The organism is Herbiconiux gentiana (genome assembly GCF_024978135.1).
GTDB lineage: Bacteria > Actinomycetota > Actinomycetes > Actinomycetales > Microbacteriaceae > Herbiconiux > Herbiconiux gentiana.
Map to the genome: position 1 here is coordinate 106,557 of NZ_JANTEZ010000006.1, position 22,274 is coordinate 128,830.

Annotated in this window: 19 protein-coding genes; 10 read left to right on the top strand and 9 right to left on the bottom strand. The window is 67.8% G+C overall.

What is annotated here, in order from left to right:
* Nucleotides 1–44: 44 nt before the first annotated feature.
* Complete coding sequence (locus tag NVV95_RS15045; protein ID WP_259487370.1) at nucleotides 45–1,955, top strand: glycosyltransferase; 1,911 nt, start codon at nucleotides 45–47, stop codon at nucleotides 1,953–1,955.
* A 99-nt stretch (nucleotides 1,956–2,054) separates the two neighbouring features.
* Nucleotides 2,055–3,134 (top strand): inositol-3-phosphate synthase, encoded by a 1,080-nt coding sequence (locus tag NVV95_RS15050; RefSeq protein WP_259487371.1) that lies wholly within the window; start codon nucleotides 2,055–2,057, stop codon nucleotides 3,132–3,134.
* 21 nt (nucleotides 3,135–3,155) lie between these two features.
* Here NVV95_RS15050 and NVV95_RS15055 read toward each other — a convergent pair whose 3' ends face one another.
* On the bottom strand, nucleotides 3,156–4,622 hold the full coding sequence (locus NVV95_RS15055) for a CCA tRNA nucleotidyltransferase (protein WP_259487372.1): 1,467 nt from the start codon (nucleotides 4,620–4,622) through the stop codon (nucleotides 3,156–3,158).
* Between the two features lie 117 nt (nucleotides 4,623–4,739).
* Between NVV95_RS15055 and NVV95_RS15060 the strand changes: the two genes are divergently transcribed.
* The 6 genes from NVV95_RS15060 (at nucleotide 4,740) to NVV95_RS15085 (ending at nucleotide 12,482) form a co-directional block, all read left to right on the top strand.
* Complete coding sequence (locus NVV95_RS15060; protein ID WP_259487373.1) at nucleotides 4,740–6,881, top strand: DUF6049 family protein; 2,142 nt, start codon at nucleotides 4,740–4,742, stop codon at nucleotides 6,879–6,881.
* Nucleotides 6,878–8,503: a murein biosynthesis integral membrane protein MurJ gene (gene murJ / locus NVV95_RS15065; protein WP_259487374.1), complete on the top strand. Its 1,626-nt coding sequence runs from the start codon at nucleotides 6,878–6,880 to the stop codon at nucleotides 8,501–8,503. Before NVV95_RS15060 ends, murJ begins: the two co-directional genes overlap by 4 nt.
* Nucleotides 8,504–8,709: 206 nt before the next feature.
* On the top strand, nucleotides 8,710–9,672 hold the full coding sequence (gene trxB / locus NVV95_RS15070) for a thioredoxin-disulfide reductase (protein ID WP_259487375.1): 963 nt from the start codon (nucleotides 8,710–8,712) through the stop codon (nucleotides 9,670–9,672).
* 70 nt (nucleotides 9,673–9,742) lie between these two features.
* Nucleotides 9,743–10,066 (top strand): thioredoxin, encoded by a 324-nt coding sequence (trxA, locus tag NVV95_RS15075; RefSeq protein ID WP_259487376.1) that lies wholly within the window; start codon nucleotides 9,743–9,745, stop codon nucleotides 10,064–10,066.
* A 90-nt stretch (nucleotides 10,067–10,156) separates the two neighbouring features.
* Nucleotides 10,157–11,509, top strand: coding sequence for an aminotransferase-like domain-containing protein (locus NVV95_RS15080; protein WP_375163839.1), 1,353 nt, complete (start codon nucleotides 10,157–10,159; stop codon nucleotides 11,507–11,509).
* A 4-nt stretch (nucleotides 11,510–11,513) separates the two neighbouring features.
* Entirely contained in the window at nucleotides 11,514–12,482 is a 969-nt protein-coding gene (locus tag NVV95_RS15085) for a D-alanine--D-alanine ligase family protein (protein WP_259487378.1), read from the top strand.
* 290 nt (nucleotides 12,483–12,772) lie between these two features.
* Here NVV95_RS15085 and NVV95_RS15090 read toward each other — a convergent pair whose 3' ends face one another.
* From NVV95_RS15090 to rpmH, 8 genes are all read right to left on the bottom strand, one after another.
* Complete coding sequence (locus NVV95_RS15090; protein ID WP_259487379.1) at nucleotides 12,773–13,765, bottom strand: ParB/RepB/Spo0J family partition protein; 993 nt, start codon at nucleotides 13,763–13,765, stop codon at nucleotides 12,773–12,775.
* A complete protein-coding gene (locus NVV95_RS15095; protein WP_259487380.1) occupies nucleotides 13,755–14,669 on the bottom strand; it encodes a ParA family protein in 915 nt (304 codons plus the stop codon). Before NVV95_RS15095 ends, NVV95_RS15090 begins: the two co-directional genes overlap by 11 nt.
* Before the next feature lie 1,142 nt (nucleotides 14,670–15,811).
* Nucleotides 15,812–16,441 carry a 16S rRNA (guanine(527)-N(7))-methyltransferase RsmG gene (rsmG, locus tag NVV95_RS15100; RefSeq protein ID WP_375163840.1) on the bottom strand — a complete coding sequence of 210 codons (630 nt, stop codon included), beginning with the start codon at nucleotides 16,439–16,441 and terminating at the stop codon, nucleotides 15,812–15,814.
* 100 nt (nucleotides 16,442–16,541) lie between these two features.
* Nucleotides 16,542–17,060, bottom strand: coding sequence for a Jag family protein (locus NVV95_RS15105; RefSeq protein WP_259487381.1), 519 nt, complete (start codon nucleotides 17,058–17,060; stop codon nucleotides 16,542–16,544).
* 137 nt (nucleotides 17,061–17,197) lie between these two features.
* Nucleotides 17,198–18,166, bottom strand: a complete 969-nt coding sequence (gene yidC, locus NVV95_RS15110) for a membrane protein insertase YidC (RefSeq protein ID WP_375163841.1) — start codon at nucleotides 18,164–18,166, stop codon at nucleotides 17,198–17,200.
* 9 nt (nucleotides 18,167–18,175) lie between these two features.
* Nucleotides 18,176–18,484 (bottom strand): membrane protein insertion efficiency factor YidD, encoded by a 309-nt coding sequence (gene yidD, locus NVV95_RS15115; RefSeq protein ID WP_375163845.1) that lies wholly within the window; start codon nucleotides 18,482–18,484, stop codon nucleotides 18,176–18,178.
* Nucleotides 18,484–18,828 (bottom strand): ribonuclease P protein component, encoded by a 345-nt coding sequence (gene rnpA / locus NVV95_RS15120; protein WP_259487383.1) that lies wholly within the window; start codon nucleotides 18,826–18,828, stop codon nucleotides 18,484–18,486. Before rnpA ends, yidD begins: the two co-directional genes overlap by 1 nt.
* A gap of 14 nt (nucleotides 18,829–18,842) precedes the next feature.
* Nucleotides 18,843–18,980, bottom strand: a complete 138-nt coding sequence (gene rpmH / locus NVV95_RS15125) for a 50S ribosomal protein L34 (protein ID WP_055810406.1) — start codon at nucleotides 18,978–18,980, stop codon at nucleotides 18,843–18,845.
* Nucleotides 18,981–19,410: 430 nt separating this feature from the next.
* Between rpmH and dnaA the strand changes: the two genes are divergently transcribed.
* Entirely contained in the window at nucleotides 19,411–20,763 is a 1,353-nt protein-coding gene (gene dnaA, locus NVV95_RS15130) for a chromosomal replication initiator protein DnaA (protein WP_375163846.1), read from the top strand.
* Nucleotides 20,764–21,127: 364 nt separating this feature from the next.
* Entirely contained in the window at nucleotides 21,128–22,273 is a 1,146-nt protein-coding gene (gene dnaN, locus NVV95_RS15135; protein ID WP_259487385.1) for a DNA polymerase III subunit beta, read from the top strand.
* Nucleotide 22,274: the final 1 nt, after the last annotated feature.

Here is a 22,274-nt window from a genome sequence, read left to right on the forward strand (position 1 = left end):
TACCAGAAGCACTGTTCCCGGCGCTCGTGTGTCAGGGTCGGACTGTGCCAGAACCCCGTCGCATCGCCCTCGTCTCGCTGCACACGTCCCCGCTCGACGCACCGGGCACGGGCGACGCCGGCGGCATGAACGTGGTGGTCGTGGGCCTCGCCGACGCGCTCACCGCGGCGGGTCACGACGCGGAGGTGCTCACCCGGGCCAGGTCCGAGGCGGAGGTCGCCGCGACGGAGGCCAGGACGGCGGGCGGCACGAGGGTCCGCTTCCTCGAGGCGGGGCCCCGGGCATCCGTCGCCAAGGGCGAGCTGCCGGCGCACCTCGGCGCGTTCGGCGAGCGGATGCGCGAGCTGACGCCGTTCGACCTCGTGCACTCCCACTACTGGCTCTCGGGCGCCGCGGCCCTGCCGGTCGCGCAGGAGTGGGGCGTACCGCACGTGCAGAGCCTGCACACCGTGGCGGCGCTGAAGAACGCCCACCTCGCTCCGGGCGACCACCCCGAGCCGGCCGAACGGCTGGCGGTCGAGCGGATGCTCGTGCACGCCTCCGAGCTCACCCTCGCCCTGAGCGCCGCCGAGCGCGCGGCCGTGCTCGACGCCTACGCTCTCCCCGGCGAGCGGGTGCGCGTGCTCGCGCCGGGTGTGGACACCTCCCTCTTCCAGCACGCGGCAGCGACCTCCGCCCCCCGCCCCACCCTGCTCGTGCTCGCTCGCGTGCAGCCGTTGAAGGGAATCGACCTGGCCGTCGAGGCGCTCGCGCTGCTCGGCCCGGAACGCCCCCGCCTCGTGATCGCCGGCGGCACCAGCCCGGGCCATGACGAGTACGCCGAGGCGCTGCGCCGACGCGTGCACGAGCTCGGACTCGACGACGACGTCTCCTTCCTCCCGGCGCAGACCCGCGTGCAGACGGCGGCCCTGCTGCGCGAGGCCGCCCTACTGATCGTGCCCTCGTTCTCGGAGACCTTCGGACTGGTGGCGCTCGAGGCGGCGGCGAGCGGCACCCCGGTCGTCACCACCGGCGCCGGGGGACTGGCCGAATCGGTTCCCGACGGGGTGAGCGGTGTGCACGTGCGCAGCCGCCGACCCGAGGACTGGGCCGAGGTGATGGGTGGCCTGCTCGCGCAGCCCGGGCAGCTCTCCGCACTCGCCGCGACGGCGGCACGCTTCGGCCGCGCTCGCGACTGGGCCGAGGCCGCCGCCGACCTCCTCGGGGCGGTCGAGCAGCTCGAGTCCGATCCGACCGCCGTCTTCGGCGAGCGTCCCGTCTTCCTGCACGCCCATCCCGACGACGAGTCGATCTCGACCGGAGGCACGCTCGCCGCACTGGTGCACGCAGGACGCCGTCCGTCGATCCTCACCGGCACCCGCGGCGAACGCGGCGAGGTCGTGCCGGGCGAGCTGCACCCCCTCGAGGGCACCCCGGCGCTGGCGCCCCACCGCGAGGGTGAGCTGGCCCGGGCACTCGACGAGCTCGGGGGAGTGCCCCAGACATTCCTCGGCGCGTATTCCGATTCCGGAATGGAGTGGGGGGACGACGGCTTCGCGAGGGCGGCGGCGGATGCTCCCGCCGGGGCCCTGAGCCTGGCTCCGCTCGCCGAGGTGGTCGACGCCGCGGTCGCCGGCATCGAGCGGCTCGCCGTCGGGTCGCCGACGAGCGTCGTGAGCTACGACGGGATGGGCGGGTACGGGCATCCCGACCACGTGCGCATGCACGAGACCGCCCGGCTCGTCGCGCTTCACTACGGCGTGCCTTTCTTCGCGATCGTCGAACCGCGGGTCGACGGCTCCGGCGCCGCCGACGTCGCCATGCCCCTCCTGGGCGAGCCGCTGCGGCGCAAGACGGCGGCGATGGCCGCCCACGCGACGCAGCTCACCGTCGCGGGCGACCCGCCCCGCTTCACCCTGAGCGGCGGCCAGGTGCACGAGGTGGGCGTCGTCGAGCGGTACCGCCTGGTCGGCTGAGCGGCGTCGCCGGTGCGCTGCCGGGCCCCGCGCATCCGTCACCCAGCTGATCAGGCATAGGATCGTGGAGTTTTGACACGACGGAAAAGGGCTGACGGAATGAGCATCAAGGTCGCGATCGCGGGCGTCGGTAACTGCGCGAACTCTCTGATCCAGGGGGTGACGTACTACAAGGACGCTGACGAGACCGAGTCGGTGCCCGGCCTGATGCACGTGCGCTTCGGCCAGTACCACGTGGGCGACATCGAGTTCGTGGCGGCGTTCGACGTCGATGCGGCCAAGGTGGGCGTCGACCTGGCCGAGGCGATCTGGGCCAGCGAGAACAACACCCTGAAGTTCGCCGACGTCTCCACGACCGGCGTGACCGTGCAGCGCGGCCCCACCCTCGACGGGCTCGGCGAGTACTACGTCGAGATGATCGAGGAGTCCGAGGCGGCTCCCGTCGACGTCGCCGCAGCGCTCCGCGAATCGGGCGCCGACGTGCTCGTCTGCTACCTGCCCGTGGGTTCGGAGGAGGCCGCGAAGTTCTACGCGCAGGCCGCGCTCGACGCCGGGGTAGGCTTCGTCAACGCGATCCCCGTGTTCATCGCGTCCGATCCCGAGTGGGCGGCGAAGTTCGTCGAGGCCGGGCTGCCGATCGTGGGCGACGACATCAAGAGCCAGGTCGGCGCCACCATCACGCACCGCGTGCTGGCCCGCCTGCTCGAGAGCCGGGGCATCCAGCTCGACCACACCTACCAGCTGAACGTCGGCGGCAACATGGACTTCAAGAACATGCTGGAGCGCCGCCGCCTCAACTCGAAGAAGATCTCGAAAACGCAGTCGGTCACCTCGAACATCGACATCGACCTGCCTGCCGGCGACGTGCACATCGGCCCGAGCGACCACGTGCCGTGGCTCGACGACCGCAAGTTCGCCTTCGTGCGCCTCGAGGGCCACGGTTTCGGCGGCGCCCCGATGAGCCTGGAGTACAAGCTCGAGGTGTGGGACTCGCCCAACTCGGCCGGTGTCATCATCGACGCCGTGCGCGCCGCGAAGGTGGCGCTCGACGCCGGCCTCGGCGGCCCGGTGGAGCCGGCCGCCGCCTACTTCATGAAATCGCCGCCGGTGCAGCTGCCCGACGACGTGGCGCGCGCCGACCTCGAGGCGTTCATCGCGAAGAACACGCCTGCGGTCTAGCGGGAACTGACTGAGCGCAGCTCAGTCAGCACTGGCGTCGCGGGATTGCGATGCAATCCCCCTAGCTCCAGCGTGCCACCAGCTCTCGAGCCGACGGGCGGCTTCCTCCTCGCCGAGGGGGCCCTCGTCGAGCCGCAGCTCGAGCAGGAACGCCCGGGCCTCACCCACCTCGCGCCCCGGCTTCAGGTTCAGGATGCGCATGATCTGCTCCCCGTCCAGATCCGGTCGCACCGAGTCGATCTCCTCCTGCGCGGCGAGCGTCGCGATGCGCTCCTCGAGGTCGTCGTAGGCGAAGGCCAGCTGGTCGGCCTTGCGCCGGTTGCGCGTGGTCACGTCGGCGCGGGTCAGGATGTGCAGGCGCTCCAGCTGGTCGCCCGCATCCCGCACGTAGCGTCGTACGGCGGAGTCGGTCCACGCCCCGTCGGTGTAGCCGAAGAACCGCAGGTGCAGCTCGATCAGCCGCGACACCGCGGCGATCGTATCGTTGTCGAAGCGCAGCGCCCGCAGCCGCTTGCGCGCGAGCTTCGACCCGACCACGTCGTGGTGGTGGAACGACACCTGGCCGCCCGGCTCGTTGCGCTTCGTGGACGGCTTGCCGATGTCGTGCAGCAGCGCGGCCAGTCGCAGCACGAGGTCGGGGGAGTCGAGGCGCCCGCGGGTCTTCTCGAGGTCGATGGCCTGGTCGAGCACGGTGAGGCTGTGCTGGTAGACGTCCTTGTGGTGGTGGTGCTCGTCGCTCTCGAGCTGCAGGGCCGGCACCTCGGGGAGCACGAGCTCGGCGAGGCCGCTCTCGACCAGCAGCTCGATGCCGAGCCGGGGCGCATCCGTCTTCAGCAGCTTCGACAGCTCGTCGTTCACCCGTTCGACCGAGACGATGCCGATCGAGTCCCTCATCTCGCTGATCGCCACCGCGGTGTCGACCGCGACGGTGAAGCCGAGCTGAGCGGTGAAGCGGATGGCGCGCAGCATGCGCAGCGGGTCGTCGCCGAACGAGACCTCGGGGGCGCCCGGGGTGCGCAGCACGCCCGCGATGAGGTCGTCCATGCCACCGGAGGGGTCGATCAGCGTGAGCGACGGCAGGCGCAGGGCCATGGCGTTCACCGTGAAGTCGCGGCGCAGCAGGTCGCCCTCGAGCGAGTCGCCGAACTCGACGGCGGGCTTCCGGGTGGTGTGGTCGTACTGGTCGGAGCGGTAGGTCGTGATCTCGACGCTCTCCCCGTCGATACGGGCGGCGATCGTGCCGAAGGCGCGACCCACGTCCCACTGCGCCTGGGAGATCGGGGTCACGATCGCGAGGATCTCGTCGGGACGGGCATCCGTCGTGAAGTCGAGGTCGGTGATGGGTCGGCCGAGGAAGGCGTCGCGCACCGGCCCGCCGACCAGGGCGAGCTCGTGCCCGGCGGCGTGGAAGGCGGTGGCGAGCTTCGCCACGGGGCCCTCGCCCGCGAGCGTCGCGAGGAATTCCAGGGACTGCTGAACGGACTGCACCGAGTCATTTTAGCCGCGCGCCCCGCCCGGCCCTTGCGGTTCCCCGATCTCCCAGGCCGAGCCTCCTAGAATCGGGTCGACGGATGCGAGGCCCACCTCGTGCGCCCGTCACGGCCTATGACATCACCTGCGCGTCGACTGAACCGAGTTGCGCCCGCGATCGCAGCCTGCGCGCTGATCGCCGGTGCCGTGTTCGCGACCCCGTTCGGAGCGGCCGCGACCACACCCGATCCGTCGCCCTCCGCGAGCGCGGTCCCGGTGCCCACGACGGCGACCGACGCGTCCTCTCCGGTGTCGCTCGCGCTCGCCGCCGGCGGCAACGGTGTGATCGCCCCTGGTGCCGACCTCACCGTGACCGTCGAGGTGACGGGCGCCTCCGCCGGCGGAACCGTGTCGCTGTCGATCGACGACAGCGCCCTCCGCACCTCCTCCTCGCTGAGCAGCTGGCTCGACGGCGGCGAAGGGGGATCGCTCGTGGCCCTCGTGACGGTCCCCGCCCCCACCGGAGCGGGGACCGTCACGCTCACCGTGCCGGCCGCCCAGCTGCCCGCCGGGCTCGGAGGGGCGCACGGTCTCGAAGCGACCCTGACCACGGACGGTTCCGACCCCGTCAGCACCCGCAGCACGGTCGTCGTCGACGACGGCATCACCTCCCGCGCCGACGTCACCGTGATCGCGCCGATCACCTCGGTCGCCAGCTCCACCGGGCTCATCCAGCCCGCCGCGCTCGAGGCCTTCACCAACGACACCGGTGTGCTGACGCGGGAGCTCGACGCGGTCGTCGGGCGTCCCGTGACGATCGCGGTCGACCCGCGCATCATCGTCTCGATCCGCGCACTGGGCTCCACCGCGCCCGACTCGGCGGTCGCCTGGCTGCAGCGCCTCGAGTCGGCCTCGAACCCGGTCATCCCGCTCAGCTACGGCGACTCCGACCTCTCGGGCGAACGCCAGGCCGGCGCCTCCTCGGCGCTGCAGCCCACCTCCTTCGACTACGCGCTCGACCCGGCCGACTTCACCGACGTCGATCCCTTGATCGAGCCGACGGCCACACCCACCACGACCGCCCCGGCGACCACCTCACCCACCCCGGCCGCCCCGACCGTGCCCACCCTAGAGCAGCTCACCGACTGGGACTACGCCTCGACGACCATCGCCTGGCCGCGCGCCGGTTCGGTCACGGCGGCCGATCTGCCCTTCTTCGCCGCATCCGGCTACTCGGCCAGCATCGTCGACTCGCAGCAGCTCACCCCCGCGTCGGGCGACGCGGGCGAAGCCGTGCAGGCGGTGGCGACCACCGGGGAGCACACCGTGCTGGCCGCCGATCACGCCGTGTCCGAGGCGATCCAGGATGCGGTGGCCGCCACGACCGACACCGCGCGAGGTCAGGCGGTCGGCGAGCTGGCGGCCTCCCTCGCCCTCGCCGCCGAGACGGGCGGCGGCACGGCCGAGAGCCCCACCCCCGTGCTGGCGGTGCTCGATCGCGCGGCCATGAACCTGAACAGCATCGACCAGGTCGTCTCGACCGTGCAGGCGCTGCCGTGGAGCGCCCCGGGCTCCCTCGACGACCTGCTGCAGCGCACGCCGACGCAGACGGTCTCGCTGGTCGACGGGCCGCAGTCCGACGAGCGGGTCACCCGCATCGCGAACCTCCTCCTCGGCGGGCAGCAGATCGACGCCTACTCCTCGGTTCTGTCGAACCCGCAGCTGCTCTCGGGTCGGCACCGGGCCGATCTGCTCGCGCTGCTGTCGAACTCCTGGGTCGCCAACGAGGGCGGCTGGAGCGTCGCGACGGATTCCTTCAACGAGGAGACCGCGACGACCCTCAGGGGCGTGCAGATCGTCGAGGGTTCCGACATCAACCTGCTGTCGAGCTCGGCTCCGCTGCCCCTCACCATCAGCAACGAGCTGCCCTACGCCGTCTCGGTCATCGTGCACGTCACCGCCTCGAACGGGCGGCTGCTGATCGACCAGAACGACGTCGGCGTTGTGGTGGAGGCGAACTCGCGCAAGAGCGCGCAGATCCCCGTCACGGCGGTGGCGAACGGCTCGGTCACGCTGAGCTTCCAACTGACGAGCTCGAGCGGGGTGCTGATCGCGAACCCGTCGCCGGTCGCGGTGAACGTCAGCGCCGACTGGGAGACCTGGGGCACCGTGATCTTCGTGGTCGCGCTGGTGCTGCTGTTCGGCGGCGGACTGGCACGCAACATCCTGCGGCGGCGCAAGGAGCGGCGAGCCCCGTCGGTCGAGGATGCCTCGTGAGCCCGACGAGCATCGGGCGCGCGAGTGCGTTTCTGGCGTCGGGCACGATCGTGTCGCGCGTCATGGGCTTCGTCAGGGCGATCATCCTGGCCCAGACCATAGGCGTCGTCGGCAGCGCGAGCGGAGACGCCTTCGCGATCGCCAACCAACTGCCGAACAACATCTACGCGATCATCGCCGGAGGCACCCTCTCGGCGGTGCTCGTGCCACAGATCGTGCGCGCCATGCTGCACCACGACGGCGGACGCGGCTACATCAACAAGCTGCTGACGATCTCGATCGTGATCCTGGGCGTCACGACGCTCGTCGCGACCGTGCTCGCCCCGCTCTTGGTGACCATCTCGGCGCCGAGCTGGAGCGACGATCAACGAGCGCTCGGCATCGCCTTCGCGTACTGGTGTCTGCCGCAGATCTTCTTCTACGGGCTCTACACAGTGCTCGGTGAGGTGCTGAACGCCAAGGGGGTGTTCGGTCCGTTCACCTGGGCGCCGGTGATCAACAACGTCGTGTCCATCGTCGGGCTGGTCGCCTTCATGGCCCTGTTCGGCGTCGACCCCGAGGGGGAGCGGCTCGTCACCGACTGGGGCCCCGACAAGATCACCCTGCTCGCCGGCTCGACCACGGCTGCGGTCGCCGCCCAGGCGCTGGTGCTGTTCCTGTTCTGGCGCCGGGCGGGCATCCGCTACCGACCCGACTTCGCCTGGCGCGGCGTCGGGCTGGGAGCCGCGGGCAAGCTCGCCGGCTGGACCTTCGGCATGCTGCTCGTCAGCCAGGCCGCCGGGCTCGTCGAGACGGCCGTGGCCGCGACGGCGTCGGGGGGAGACAACGCCTCGGTGCTGGCCCTCCAGAACGCCTGGCTGATCTTCATGCTGCCCCACTCGCTGATCACCGTCTCGCTGGTCACCGCGTACTTCACGAAGATGAGCGGGCACGCCAACCGCGGGGAGATCCCGGAGCTGCGTCGTGACGTCTCCGCCGCCCTGCGCATCACCCTTTTGTTCATGGTGCTCGGCATGATCGTGTTGATGGTCGCTGCATATCCCTTTGCGAGCATATTTGTCGAGACCTACGCCCAGACGCAGGCGATGGGCAACCTTCTGATCGGGTTCCTCGTCGGGCTCATCCCGTTCAGCGTGCTCTTCGTGCTGCAGCGGGTGTTCTACTCGCTCAGCGACACGAAGACGCCGTTCTTCCTGCAGGTGCTCCAGGCGTCGATCTTCGTGGTGCTGGTGCTGTCGTGCCTGCTGCTTCCGGATGCGCTGGTGGCGGTCGGCATCGCCGTGTCCCTCTCACTGGCCACCGGTGTGCAGGTCGTCGTGGCCGCCGTGATCATCCGGCGGCGGCTGGGCGGAACCGGGGGAGGTCGGGTGGCGCGGAGCTTCGTCCGCTTCCTCGTCGCGGCGATCCCGTCCGCGGCGGCGGGGGTGCTCGTCTACCTCGGAATCCAGTCGCTGCTCGGTGAGACCTTCCTGACCACCGGCTACGTCACGCCGCTCGTCTCGATGGCCGTCATCGGGGTCGTCATGCTCGCGGTCTACCTGGGGGCGCTGGCCGTCGTGCGATCGCCTGAGCTGGCGGATGCGCTGGGGCCCGTTCGGGCTCGGCTGAGCCGCGGGCGCTGAGCCCGTCGGCCGCTCGGCTGGGTCGCCCGCCGCTCGGTGGGGTCGCCTGGCCGCTCGGTGGGGCCGCCGGCCGCTCGGTGAGGCGCTGCTGAGAGCCCGCTCAGCGCCCCGCACCCGCGGAATACCGCGCGGATAGGATGTGTTGTACCGGTCAGCGCCGCACGCCACCGGTGTGCCCCGCGACCATCCTCACAGGAGACAACGACATGCGCGAGATCATCATCATCGGCTCCGGCCCCGCCGGATTCACGGCTGCGATCTACGCCGCCCGGGCGGGCCTGAAGCCCCTCCTCCTCGCCTCGAGCGTCGAGGCCGGCGGCGAGCTGATGAACACCACCGAGGTCGAGAACTTCCCCGGCTTCCCCGAGGGCATCCAGGGCCCCGAGCTGATGCTCAAGCTGCAGGAGCAGGCCGAGAAGTTCGGCACCGAGGTCGTCCTCGACGACGTCACCGCCGTTCACCTCGCCGGTGACGTGAAGTCGGTCGAGACCGGCTACAGCGGAACCTTCGAGGCGCGCTCGGTGATCTTCGCGACCGGCTCGGCCTACCGCAAGCTCGGCCTGCACGACGAGGAGCGGCTGTCCGGCCGTGGGGTCTCGTGGTGCGCCACCTGCGACGGCTTCTTCTTCAAGACCAAGACCATCGCGGTCGTCGGTGGCGGCGACTCGGCGATGGAGGAGGCCACCTTCCTCACCCGCTTCGCCGAGAAGGTCTACCTGGTGCACCGCAAGGACTCCCTGCGGGCCTCGAAGATCATGCAGGAGCGGGCGTTCGCCAACGACAAGATCGAATTCGTCTGGAACTCCGAAGTCGTCGGCATCCAGGGTGAGAACGCCGTCGAGGGCCTGCAGCTGCGCAACACCGTCGACGGCTCCACCTCCCAGCTGCCGGTGCAGGGTCTGTTCGTTGCGATCGGCAACGACCCGCGGGTGCACCTCGTGCACGGCCAGCTCGACCTGACCGCCGAGGGCACCATCGCCGTCGAGGGCCGCTCGTCGATGACCAATCTCCCCGGGGTGTTCGCCGCCGGCGACGTCATCGACCCGCACTACCGCCAGGCCGTCACCGCGGCGGCGTCCGGAACGGTCGCGGCGCTCGACGCCGAGGCATTCCTCGCCGCGCTCGACCAGGCCGAGGCCGAGGCGAGCGATCTCGTCACCGCTTCCTAGCATCCGCCCCGTGCCCGCCGTAGATCGCGGCCCGCACCCGGAACCCACCAACCTCACGAAAGAAGGAACAATGTCCAACGCCAAGGCCGTGTCCGACGCCAGCTTCGAGGCCGACGTCATCAACTCCGAGAAGACGATCCTCGTCGACTTCTGGGCCGAGTGGTGCGGCCCGTGTCGCGCGGTCGCCCCGATCCTCGACCAGATCGCCGCCGAGCACGGCGACAAGCTCGAGATCGTCAAGCTGAACGTCGACGACAACCCGCAGACCGCCATGAAGTACCAGATCACTTCGATCCCGGCGCTCAAGGTCTACAAGGGCGGCGAGGTCGTCAAGACCATCATCGGCGCCAAGCCGAAGGCGGCCCTCGAGGCCGACCTGGCCGCGTTCATCTGAACCCGTCCCCCTTACTGGGGCAGGCTGTAGCCAGTCCCCGCCGAGTGGCCCGTCGCTTTCACGCGCCGGGCCACTTTTGCATGTCATACGATGGGATTTCGGTCTACGTCGGGATGTACGTCAGTGAAAAGCCAGAACCCCCCACAGCAATCGGGTAACAACCTCGATCCCTGGTACTCGAACTACGCCGCGCGCACCGCCGGCCTCGCCGCCTCCGAGGTGCGAGCCCTGTTCGCCGTGGCGTCCCGACCCGAGGTGGTCTCGCTGGCCGGTGGGATGCCGGCCGTCTCGGCGCTGCCCCAGGAGCTCATCATCGAGTCGATGAACCGGGTCATGCGCGACCAGGGTTCGGTCGCGCTGCAGTACGGCTCGGGCCAGGGTGTGCCGAAGCTGCGCGAGCAGATCCTCGACGTGATGGCGATGGAGGGCATCAAGGCCAGCGCCGACGACGTCGTCGTCACCACCGGGTCGCAGCACGCGCTCGAACTCGTGTCGAAGCTCTTCCTCGACCCGGGAGACGTCGTGCTGGCCGAGGGGCCCAGCTACGTCACCGCGGTCGTGATCTTCCGGTCGTTCCAGGCGCAGACGCATCACGTCGCGATGGACGAGCACGGCATGATCCCCGAGTCGCTGCGTGAGAACATCGCTCGCCTGCGCGCCGAGGGCAAGACGATCAAGTTCCTCTACACGATCCCCTCCTTCCAGAACCCGGCCGGAGTCACCCTCAGCTGGGAGCGACGACTGGAGATCCTCCAGATCGCGAAGGACAACGGCATCCTCGTACTCGAGGACAACCCCTACGGTCTGCTGCACTTCGACGCACCGCCGCCCCCCGCTCTGCGCTCCATCGAGCAGGAGGGCGTGATCTACCTCGGCACCTTCTCGAAGACGCTCGCCCCCGGCTTCCGGGTCGGCTGGGCCCTGGCACCGCACGCCATCCGTGAGAAGCTCATCCTCGCCAACGAGGCCGCCGTGCTCTCACCCAGCTCCTTCAACCAGCTGATCATCTCGGAGTACCTCGACACCATCGACTGGCGCGCCCAGGTCGACCGATTCCGTGGCGTGTACAAGGAGCGAAAAGTGGCCATGATCGGGGCTTTGAACGATTACCTCCCGAGCCTTCAGTGGACCGACCCCAAGGGTGGTTTCTACGTCTGGCTCACACTGCCGCCCTACCTCGACTCGAAGCAGATGCTGCCCCGCGCCGTGAAGGAACTCGTGGCCTACACGCCGGGCACTGCCTTCTATGCCGACGGCAACGGCCACAGCAACATCCGGCTGTCGTTCTGCTACCCGACGCCCGAAGCCATCCGCACGGGCATCCGTCGCCTGCAGACCGTGATCAGCGGCGAGACCGACCTGGTCGAGACCTTCTCGAAGACCGGGCCGCTCGGCACCGTTCGCGACCGCAACTTCTCAGCACCGCCCCCGAACCTGAATTGAGCTCATGAGCGAAGCAACTCCTCACACCGTCGTCGTGCTGGCCGGCGGCATCTCGCACGAGCGCGACGTCTCCCTGCGGTCGGGCCGCCGCGTGGCCGACAGCCTCGCCGAGCGTGGCCACCGAGTCATCCTGCGCGACCCTGACGCCAGCCTGCTGCAGTTCCTCGACGAGACCCGCCCCGACGTCGTGTGGCCCGCGCTGCACGGGGCGAGCGGCGAAGACGGCGCGCTGCGTGCGCTGCTCGACGCGCTCGACATCCCGTACGTCGGCTCGACCTCCGACCCGTCGCGTCTGGCGTGGAACAAGCCGACCGCGAAGGTGCTCGTGTCGCGCGCCGGCCTGCAGACCCCGCGGTCGATCACCCTTCCGCGCGACACCTTCCGCGAACTCGGAGCCACCGAGGTGCTGGCGCGCGTCTCCGCGTCGCTGGGCACCGACCTCGTCGTCAAGCCGGCGCAGGGCGGCTCAGCCCTCGGTGTCGGAATCATTGACTCGGCCGACGACCTTCCGCGGGCCGTCGTCGACGCCTACACCTACGGCGACGTCGCTCTCATCGAGCAGCGTGTGCGCGGCGTCGAGGTCTCGGTGGGCATCCTCGACCTGGGCGATGGCCCGTTCGCCCTCCCGGGCGTGGAGATCGAGCCCCGCTCGGGCGTGTACAGCTTCGAGGCGCGGTACAACGCGGGGGAGACGCGCTTCTTCGTGCCGGCTCGTCTCGACGACGAGACGTCGCAGCTGGCGGGGGAGACGGCGTTGCGCATCCACGAGACGATCGGGCTGCGTCACATCTCGCGGATCGACCTGATCATCGACGACGCGGGGGTGCCGTGGTTCTTGGAGGCGAACGTGCTGCCTGGGCTGACGGAGACGTCGATGGTGCCGCAGGGGATTCTGGCCACCGGGCGGTCTCTCGGTGAGGTGTACGGGACGCTCAGCGAGGTCGCGATCGCGGAGGCGGCTGCGGGGCGCTGAGGAATGTTTCACGTGAAACGTCCGCTGCCTTCGGGTGGCGGGCGTTTTTCTTTGGATGGCGCCGCGCTCGGTCGGCCAGGGGTCACAGCGTCGTGAATCCACACGCTCGCCATCGGGACATGCAGCACCGGCTGGCGCTTAGTAGCTCCGCGTCGGGGTCCGTGGACCACGTGCACGGGCGCTAGCCCGACTCGCCCGCGTCGGTGCCCGGTTGGTGGGCCAACCTCTTGGCGCTGACGTTGGTGAAGCACTCGCTCGGGCCCGACGGAGCCACCCCGAGCCCCTCGGAATTAGACGAAGTGCGGGCCCTGTGTCTTCACAGCACCGAAGCCCTCTTCGCCCAGCTCGGTCAAGATGCGGTTGAGGTCTTGGATCGTCGCAAAATCGATCACGATCTGGCCCTTCGACCGCCCCAGGCTCACTTTCACCCGCGTGTTCAGCCGATCGCCCAGCCGCTCACCGATCTCGTCGAGATGCCCGCGCTTCTGCCCGGCCGTCGTCTTCGCGCGGGTCTGCTTCGGTGCCGACGACGCCAGAGCCTCCGCCGCGCGCACCGACAGATCCTCGTTCACGATCTTGTCGGCGAGCTTGTTCATCGCCTCGACATCGCCGACCGCCAGCACCGCTCGCGCATGTCCCGCACTGAGCACTCCAGAGGCGACTCGGTTCTGCACCGCAACCGGCAGCCGCAGCAGACGCAGCGTGTTCGTGATCTGCGGCCGAGACCGACCGATCCGCTCCGCGAGCTGCTCCTGCGTGATACCGAAGTCCTCGATCATCTGCTGATACGCGGACGCTTCTTCCAGCGGGTTCAGCTGCGACCGGTGGAGGTTCTCCAGCAGCGCGTCGCGCAGCATGTCCTCGTCGGCCGTGTTCTTGACGACCGCCGGGATCGCGTCGAGCCCTGCCTCCTTGGTCGCCCGCAGCCGCCGCTCGCCCATGACGAGCTCGTACCGCTGCTCGGCGTCGCCCTCCCGAGGAAGCTCCCGCACGACGATCGGCTGGAGCACCCCGATCTCCTTAATCGAGTGCACCAGTTCGGCCAGATCCGCGGGGTCGAACACGCTGCGCGGCTGCTTTGGGTTCGGGACGATCGACGCCGGATCGAGCTGCGCCAGGCGCGCACCCGGCACGGCGACGAGCTCAGGTGCATCCGTCTGTGCATCACGCCGTGGGGCGTCGAAGAACACGTCGACCGGCCGAGAGCCCTCGACCCTCGGCTCGTCGGTGGGGATCAGGGCGCCGATGCCACGGCCGAGGCCGGTTCTCTTCTTAGTTGCCACGGTTCGGGGCTCCTCTTTCTGCGATTTCTGCTGCGGCCTCGAGGTAGGAGACAGAGCCGGGCGAACCCCGATCGAACCCGATCACGGTCTGGCCGTAGCTCGGCGCCTCGGAGATCCGCACGGAGCGGGGGATGACCGCCGCGAGGGTCTGCTGGGGGAAGTGCGTTCGAACGTCTTCGGCGACCTGGAAGGCGAGCCTCGTGCGTCCGTCGTACATGGTGAGGAGGATAGTCGACACCGCGAGCGTCGGATTGAGATGACGCTCGATGAGGCTGATGTTGTTCAGCAGCTGGCTGAGGCCCTCGAGTGCGTAGTACTCGCACTGGATGGGGATGAGAACCTCGCGCGCTGCCACGAGAGCGTTGATCGTCAGCAGGCCGAGCGACGGCGGGCAATCGATGAAGACATAGTGGAACGTCTCGCCGGCGTCAGTCTTCTCGGTGAGGAAGCGGTCGAGCGCACCGCGCAGGCGCTGCTCGCGCGCGACCATGGGCACGAGCTCGATCTCTGCCCCAGCGAGGTGGATCGTCGCCGGCAGGCAGTACAGGTTCGGCGATTCGGGGCTCTGCTGGATGATCTCGGACATCGAGCCGTCGCGGATGAGTACGTCGTAGACGCTCGGTTGATCTCCGCGGTGATCGACTCCCAGCGCGGTAGATGCGTTTCCTTGAGGGTCGAGGTCGATCACCAGCACGCGGGCACCTTCGCTGGCCAGGGCCGCGGCTAGATTCACCGTGGTGGTGGTCTTACCGACCCCGCCCTTCTGGTTGGCGACTGTCAGGATGCGTGGCGAGTGGGGGAGGGGGAACTCCCGGACTGCGAGAGCGCGCTTTCGCTGTGACAGGTTCGCCAGTTCCCGAGCCAGTGGAGTCGACGCATCAAAGGCGGTGGGATCACTGGTCATGCACTAAATCCTGTCGGTATGTTTCACGTGAAACATGGGCGAGCGAGAAGCCCGAACGGACGACTTCGATCGTACCGAACATCACTGACAGTGAAGACCACGGCGCCGGTTCGCCAGCCCGTGTCAGCCGATCTGCGGGCATTGGTCAGGCCATCAACAGGGGTTCCCCCGATGAGACGGGCAACATCTGGTGGTGAACTGCTGTCCGGAGCTCCATTGACATTGGAGCGGACCTATTGCCAACGTCGGGGATGTCCCGAATCTGAGGCTCAGACCCACCGGGTGGTAGGGAAGCTACCAATGGCGCAACCGGCGCAGAACCAAACAGTTGGTTCGTGAGGCGCGGCTGCTTAAACGGAGGTAATGATACCGATTGCGTATCGCGAGGCGGACCTAGGAGTGTGGCGCTCCTACCTAGGATCCGCGGGTGCAGCTCGTGCGCGCTGGAATCCCGCTAATGCCCCAAAGGCGAAGCTCAGTCGCTGTTCGAAGGTGCGTGAGCCATCCGGCCGGTTGCTTGACGGGATCTCCCCACGGAGGCGGTTGCAGGTTGGCCCCTCTCCGTGATCTCGACGGCTCATGTTTCACGTGAAACATCGACAGAGCAGCCGCCCACGGGGGGGCGCGGCTCTTATCCCGGCGGCAGGGACACCGACTAGGTCTCGCGAGGCGGACCTAGGAGTGGGGCGCCGCTGCGCGGGAGCCGGGTGCAGCTGGTGCGCGGTGGGCGCCCGCCAATGCCTGACGGTGAAACTCAGTCGCCCTTCGAAGGCGCGTGAGCCATCCCACCGGCTGCTTGGCGGGATCTCCGCACCGAGGCGCAGGCAGGTCAGTCCCGCTATCCAATGTTTCGAATCACAGTTTCACGTGAAACATCGACAGATGAGCCTCCCATCAATGGCGGTGACTGCGCGGCGAAAAGGCTGGGTGATCTCGCATGTCATTCGACATAGGCAGTGTGAATGCCGTTCTCAGGATCGCGTAGGCGTTTGATTTCGCTATCAGGGTCGTGATGAATGGTGGTCGACTGCCCAAGTCATAGCGCGTCGATTGTGAATAGAACTGGTCAGCACCGGTTCGACGCTGCAGGGTCCGGCAGGCAGATTCGCCGGCGCTCGCGCACAGCCGGGGGGAGCGGTGGGTTAGGGGACGCGGGCTCGGATGACGCGGGTGACGTCGACGCCGACGTCGGAACCGAGTTCCAGGACCTCGACGGCGGTGAGCTTGTACTTGCGGATGGCCTTTTCGGCGGCCTCGATCTCGGCTGCTGCTGAGGCGCCCTTCATGAGGACGAGCTCGCCGCCCGAGCGCACCAGGGGAGTGGCCATGGGGATCAGCTTGCTGAAAGCGCTGACGGCGCGGGCGGTGAGCTGGTCGAGGCGGCCCTTGGGGTACTCCTGGGCGCGTTCGCGCACGACGGTCACGTTGGTGAGGCCGAGGTTGTGCTTCTGTTCGGCGAGCCACGCGACGCGCCGCTCCATCGGTTCGATCAGCACGAAGTCGACGTCGGGACGGGCGATCGCCAGCATGATACCCGGCAGGCCGGCGCCGCTGCCGATGTCGCCGACGACGCCTGGGCGGAGCAGTGGTGCGACGACGCCGCAGTTGACGATGTGGCGGGTCCAGAGTCGGGGGAGTTCCAGCGGGCCGATCAGGCCCAGTTCCTCGCCGCGCGCGACCAGGTCGGCGGCGTAGGCGCGCGCCAGGTCGACGCGGTCGCCGAAGACGCGAGCCGCGGCGGGTGGTTCGACCTCAGCCGATATCACGGTCACGGTCGCGGTCTCGGACGAGTCGGCCGCGTCAGCTGCGCCGGAGGAGGACGACGTAGGCGACAACGACGGGTCTGAGGTCGAGGACAAGGAAGGTGAATCCCTACGCACGCGAGACGACGGTGTGCCGATCCCGGCCTTCACCCTCGGACTCCGACGTGAGACCGCGAGCCGCGACGATGTCGTGCACCAGCTTGCGCTCGTACGACGACATTGGCTCGAGGTGTGCCGCATCCGCGCCACCGTCCAGCCGCGCCACCGCGTCGTCGACGAGCTTCTCCAACTCACGCTGGCGCTGCTCACGGCTGCCACCGACATCGAGGATCAGACGCGAGAACTCGCCGGTCTTCGTCTGCACGGCGAGGCGGGTCAGCTCCTGCAGGGCCGCGACGGTGTCGGGACGGGAGAGCACGCGGAGGTTGCTCTCGCCGGAGGCGTTGACCGAGATGTAGGCGCGGCCGTCGGTGACCTCGATGTCGATGTCGCCGTCGAGATCGCAGATGTCGAGCAGCTCCTCGATGTAGTCTGCCGCCACGTCGCCCTCGTCGTCGAGGGAGGCAGCAGAGCGCGTCGGCGTGGCCGATGATGGTGCGGGCGCGGCGGCGGCGTCGGAAGCGTCCACGCCGGGGTCCTCTACAGCCAGTGCCTCGTGAGCGACGGGCGCCGACGCGAAGGCGGCCGCGACGGCGGGGGAAGGGGCAGCGGGAGACGGGACCGAGGAGGTCGGCGCGTCCGTCGTGGTGGTCTCGGTCACATCGCTCATTTCTTGTCGCCCTGCTTCTTGGCCCGGTTCTTGTTGACGGGCTGCTGTCGTTGCGTGGTCTTCGGGGCCTCGGGGATAGTCTCGATGGCCGGAGCGCCCTTGATGGGCTCCAGCTTGCCCTTCTTCGCCAGGCGCGCCTCACGGGCCTTCGCGGCCTCCGAGCCGGGCGTCGGCATGTTGCGGATGACGAGGAACTGCTGACCCATGGTCCAGAAGTTCGAGGTCAGCCAGTAGAACATGACGCCGAGCGGGAAGGCGACACCCGAGAAGACGAACACCAGCGGCAGGATGTAGAGCAGGATGCGCTGCTGGCGGTACATCGGGCTGGCCTTAGCCTCGGGCGACTGGTTCTTCGCCATGATCTGCAGCTGAGTGTAGAACTGCGACGCGGTCATCAGCACGACCATGAGGCCCGCGATGACCATGACCTGCCAGGGGCCCCCGGCGTTGAATGAACCGATGAAGGTGTCATGCAGGGGAGCCACGCCGAACAGCGTGGCGTCACCGAACTGCTTGCCGAGGTTCGCATCGAGCGGGCCGACGCCGGCCTGACCCTTCTGCGCATTGTTCAGCACCGAGAACAGGCTGAAGAAGATGGGCATCTGCAGCAGCAGCGGGAGACAGGAAGCCAGGGGATTCGTGCCCGTCTTGCGGTAGAGCTCCATCGTCTCGCGCGACATCGCCTCGCGCGAGAACTGATCCTTCTTGCCGCGGTACTTGTCTTGGATCTTCTTCAGCTGCGGTGCGACCTCGAGCATCTTGCGCTGACTCTTGATCTGACGTACGAAGATCGGGATGAGGGCGGCACGGACGACCAGCACCAGACCCACGATCGAGAGCACCCAGGTCAGACCGGCGGCGGGGTCGAGACCGAAGAAGGTCCAGACGTAGTGCCAGGCGACCAGGATCAGCTCCACGACCCATTTGATGGGCCAGAGGATCGTATCGAGAAGCGGGATTTCCATGGGGTGGGGTCAGCCCTTTCCGTGGCTAGCTGGTATGACGAAACCGAACGGCGTGAGCCGGTATCTCTGCCGGCGCGCGGGAGGCACGTCGTCGACGCCGCCCTTCGCCCATGGGTGGCAGCGAGCGATGCGGTAGACGCCCATCGCCGAACCGACGACGACGCCCCGCTGCTGGATGGCCTGCAGAGTGTAGGAGGAGCACGAGGGGTAGTAGCGGCAGACGTCTCCGTACAAGGGGGAGATCACCGCGCGGTAAGCGCGGAGCAGCAGCACCGCCAGATTGCGGGGGAGCAGTACGATCGCCGTCACCACTGACATCATGCGAGTACTGATCCTTTGGTGAGAGAACGCGACAGTTCTTCGAAGAGTACGCCGTAAGGCTGTGACGCAGCTTCGGGCAGTGCGCGCACGACCACGTCGGTGCCCGGGGCGAGCGAGGGGAGCAGTGCGAAGCTCGCCGCCTTCAATCGGCGACGCACGCGGTTGCGCACGACGGCGACGCCGACCGATTTCGCCACGATGAACCCGAAACGCGCATCCGACGACGAATCATCGGATGCGCGAATGTAGGTGACGGTGCTGGGACCGACGTACTTCTTGCCGCGACGCACGGTGCCGCGATAGTCGGCGCCCTGCGTGATGCGGTTGCTCTTGGCCAGCACCGCGGGTCTGGGGCCTACGCGGAGAGTTCGGTGCGACCCTTACGGCGCCGAGCCGAAAGGATCGAGCGGCCGGCACGGGTGCGCATGCGCAGACGGAAGCCGTGCACCTTGGCGCGGCGACGGTTGTTCGGCTGGAAGGTTCGCTTGCTCATAATGATCTCCGGTGGGGCAGGCCTTCAGGGTGAACGCCCGGCTTAAGTAAGAGGTGCGGCTGCAAAACCACACAAGTCAACTGACTAAATCTACGGCCCAGAACGCCCGGGGTCAAACCGGCGGCGCAAAGGATCAATTATCCACACGCTGTGGACAAAATCTGTGTATGACACGCACCCCGTCAATACAGCGAACTTGCCCTCTGTCGTGCCAGTAGTTAGCTTAGATTCCTACAGTTACTAACAGCCGTCCCGGGGGCAGGATGACGGCGCTGTCGAACGGAACGGTTCGACGAGACGAGCGCGTTCGACAGGAGTTCCATTGGCAGACGGTGCCGCTTCCACGGAGGACAACTGGCGAACGGTCCTCCAGGTGCTGTCGACCGATGACCGGATCACCCCGCAGCTGAGGGGCTTCCTCGGCCTGGTGGTGCCGAAGGGCATCCTGGGCGGTTCGTTCTACCTCGAGGTGCCGAACGACTTCACCCGCGACATGCTCGAGCAACGGGTCCGTCCCTCCCTCCTCTCCGCGCTCGGCACCCTCGACGACGCGCTGGCGGTCTCGAACTTCTCGGTGGTCGTGAACCCCGACATCGACGACTACGACAGCGGCGCCGACAACCCCGCGCCCTCGGTGGCGGTCGACACGCGCGACGAGCTGACCCAGCCCGTCGTCACCTCGAGCTACGCCGAGTCGATCCCCCACGCTCAGGAGACCGTCGGCCCGGCTCGCAACAACGACACCCGGCTCAATCCCAAGTACAGCTTCGACAACTTCGTCATCGGCGGCTCGAACCGCTTCGCCCACGCGGCCGCGGTCGCCGTCGCCGAGGCGCCGGCCAAGGCTTACAATCCCCTCTTCATCTACGGCGACTCCGGGCTCGGCAAGACCCACCTCCTGCACGCCATCGGGCACTACGCCATCTCCCTCTATCCCGGGGTGCGGGTGCGGTACGTCAGCTCCGAGGAGTTCACGAACGACTTCATCAACTCGATCGCCAACAACCGCGGCGCCGCGTTCCACAGCCGCTACCGCGACATCGACCTGCTGCTGATCGACGACATCCAGTTCCTGCAGGGCAAGGCCGAGACGCAGGAGGCCTTCTTCCACACCTTCAACACCCTGCACGACCACAACAAGCAGGTGGTCATCACCTCCGACCTGCCGCCCAAGCACCTCACGGGCTTCGAAGACCGGATGCGCACGCGCTTCGAGTGGGGTCTGATCACCGACGTGCAGACCCCCGACCTCGAGACCCGCATCGCGATCCTGCGCAAGAAGGCGCAGAGCGAGCGGCTCCGGGTGCCCGACGACATCCTCGAGTTCATGGCCACCAAGGTCTCGAGCAATGTGAGGGAGCTCGAGGGCACGCTCATCCGCGTCACGGCCTTCGCGAGCCTGAACCGCACGCCCGTCGACATGCAGCTGGTGCAGACGGTGCTGAAAGACCTGATCACGCTCGACGACGACAACGTCATCGCGCCGGTCGACATCATCAACCACACCGCCGAGTACTTCAAGCTCTCGGTCGACGACCTCTACGGCTCGAGCCGGTCGCAGGCGATCGCCACAGCCCGGCAGATCGCGATGTACCTGTGCCGCGAGATGACGAGTCTGTCGCTGCCGAAGATCGGGCAGCTGTTCGGCGGTCGGGATCACACCACGGTGATGTACGCCAACAACAAGATCGGCAAGCTGATGACCGAGAAGCGCTCGATCTACAACCAGGTCACCGAGATCTCGAACCGCATCAAGCACAACCAGCGCTACAAGAGCGCCTGAGAGCCGCCTGTCGACGTTTTCCACAGATTGTGAAAAAGATGTGGAGAAACCGGCTCAGGATGTTGAACACCGCCCCGATCGTGTGGAATCGTTCTCCGGCCGTTCAGGTCCCGTCCCTCGCTGTCACCATGTCATTCACACGGTGCCAACAACTCACACGGGTGTAGTTCCGCTCAGTGTCGAGCTTTAAACAGACTTATCCACATATCCACAGCGGTTAAGACTGTTAAAAATCCAACATTAATGAAAATCACATCCCACAACCTTGTGATTCGAGCCGGTCATGACGCGTCACAGCCGTCGTCGCCGCATGCGGATAACATGAATCCGACCAGAGGTCTCAAATGCCGACAGAGGTGACTGCGTGAAGTTCCAAGTAAACCGAGACGTCTTCAGCGAAGCAGTGTCCTTCGCCGTGAAGCTGCTTCCTCAGCGCACCACGCTGCCGATCCTGAGCGGAGTGCTGATCGAGGCCACCGACGACGGTCTCAAGCTGTCGTCCTTCGACTACGAGGTCTCGGCGCAGACGCAGATCGCCGCCGACATCGAGGAGCCGGGTGTCATCCTCGTCTCCGGTCGCCTGCTCTCCGACATCGCGAGTCGCCTGCCGAACGCACCCGTGCGCTTCAGCACCGAGGACTCGCGCATCGTCGTCAGCTGCGGCACCGCGCGCTTCACCCTGCTGAGCATGCCGGTCGAGGAGTACCCGACCCTGCCCCAGGTGGGCGCCGAGTCGGGGCTGCTCCCGGCCGAGCAGTTCGCCGCCGCGGTCTCGCAGGTCGCCGTGGCCGCCTCGCGGGACGACGTCACCCCGGTCATCACCGGTGTGCAGCTCGAGGTCAGCGAGAACAGCATCTCGCTCGTCGCCACCGACCGCTACCGCGTCGCCGTGCGCAACATCGACTGGGACTCCAACGACTCCGGCACGACCACCGCGACCGCGCTGGTGCCGGCACGCACCCTGCAGGAGGTCGGCAAGACCTTCGGCAACGCGGGCACCATCTCGGTGGCCATCACCAACTCCGACGATCGCGAGCTGATCGCGTTCAAGAGCGACAAGAAGACCGTCACCACCCTGCTCATCAAGGGCAACTTCCCTCCCGTGAAGCGCCTGTTCCCCGAGAGCGTCGACAACTATGCGGTGATCAACACCGCCGACCTGATCGAGGCGACCAAGCGCGTGTCCCTGGTGCTTGAGCGCGAAGCGGCGCTGCGGTTCACCTTCACGATCGACGGTGTGACCCTCGAGGCCATCGGCTCCGAGCAGGCGCAGGCCTCCGAGTCGATCGACGCGCTGCTCACCGGTCAGGACACGGTGGTCTCGCTGAAGCCCCAGTTCCTGCTCGACGGGCTGAGCGCGGTGCACTCGGAGTTCGTGCGCATCTCGTTCACCAAGACCGACAACCCCAACAAGCCGGGGCCGGTGCTCATCACGAGCCAGTCGTCGAAGGACCAGCCCGGTTCCGACGACTACAAGTACCTGTTGCAGCCGAACCTGCTGCTGCGCTGAG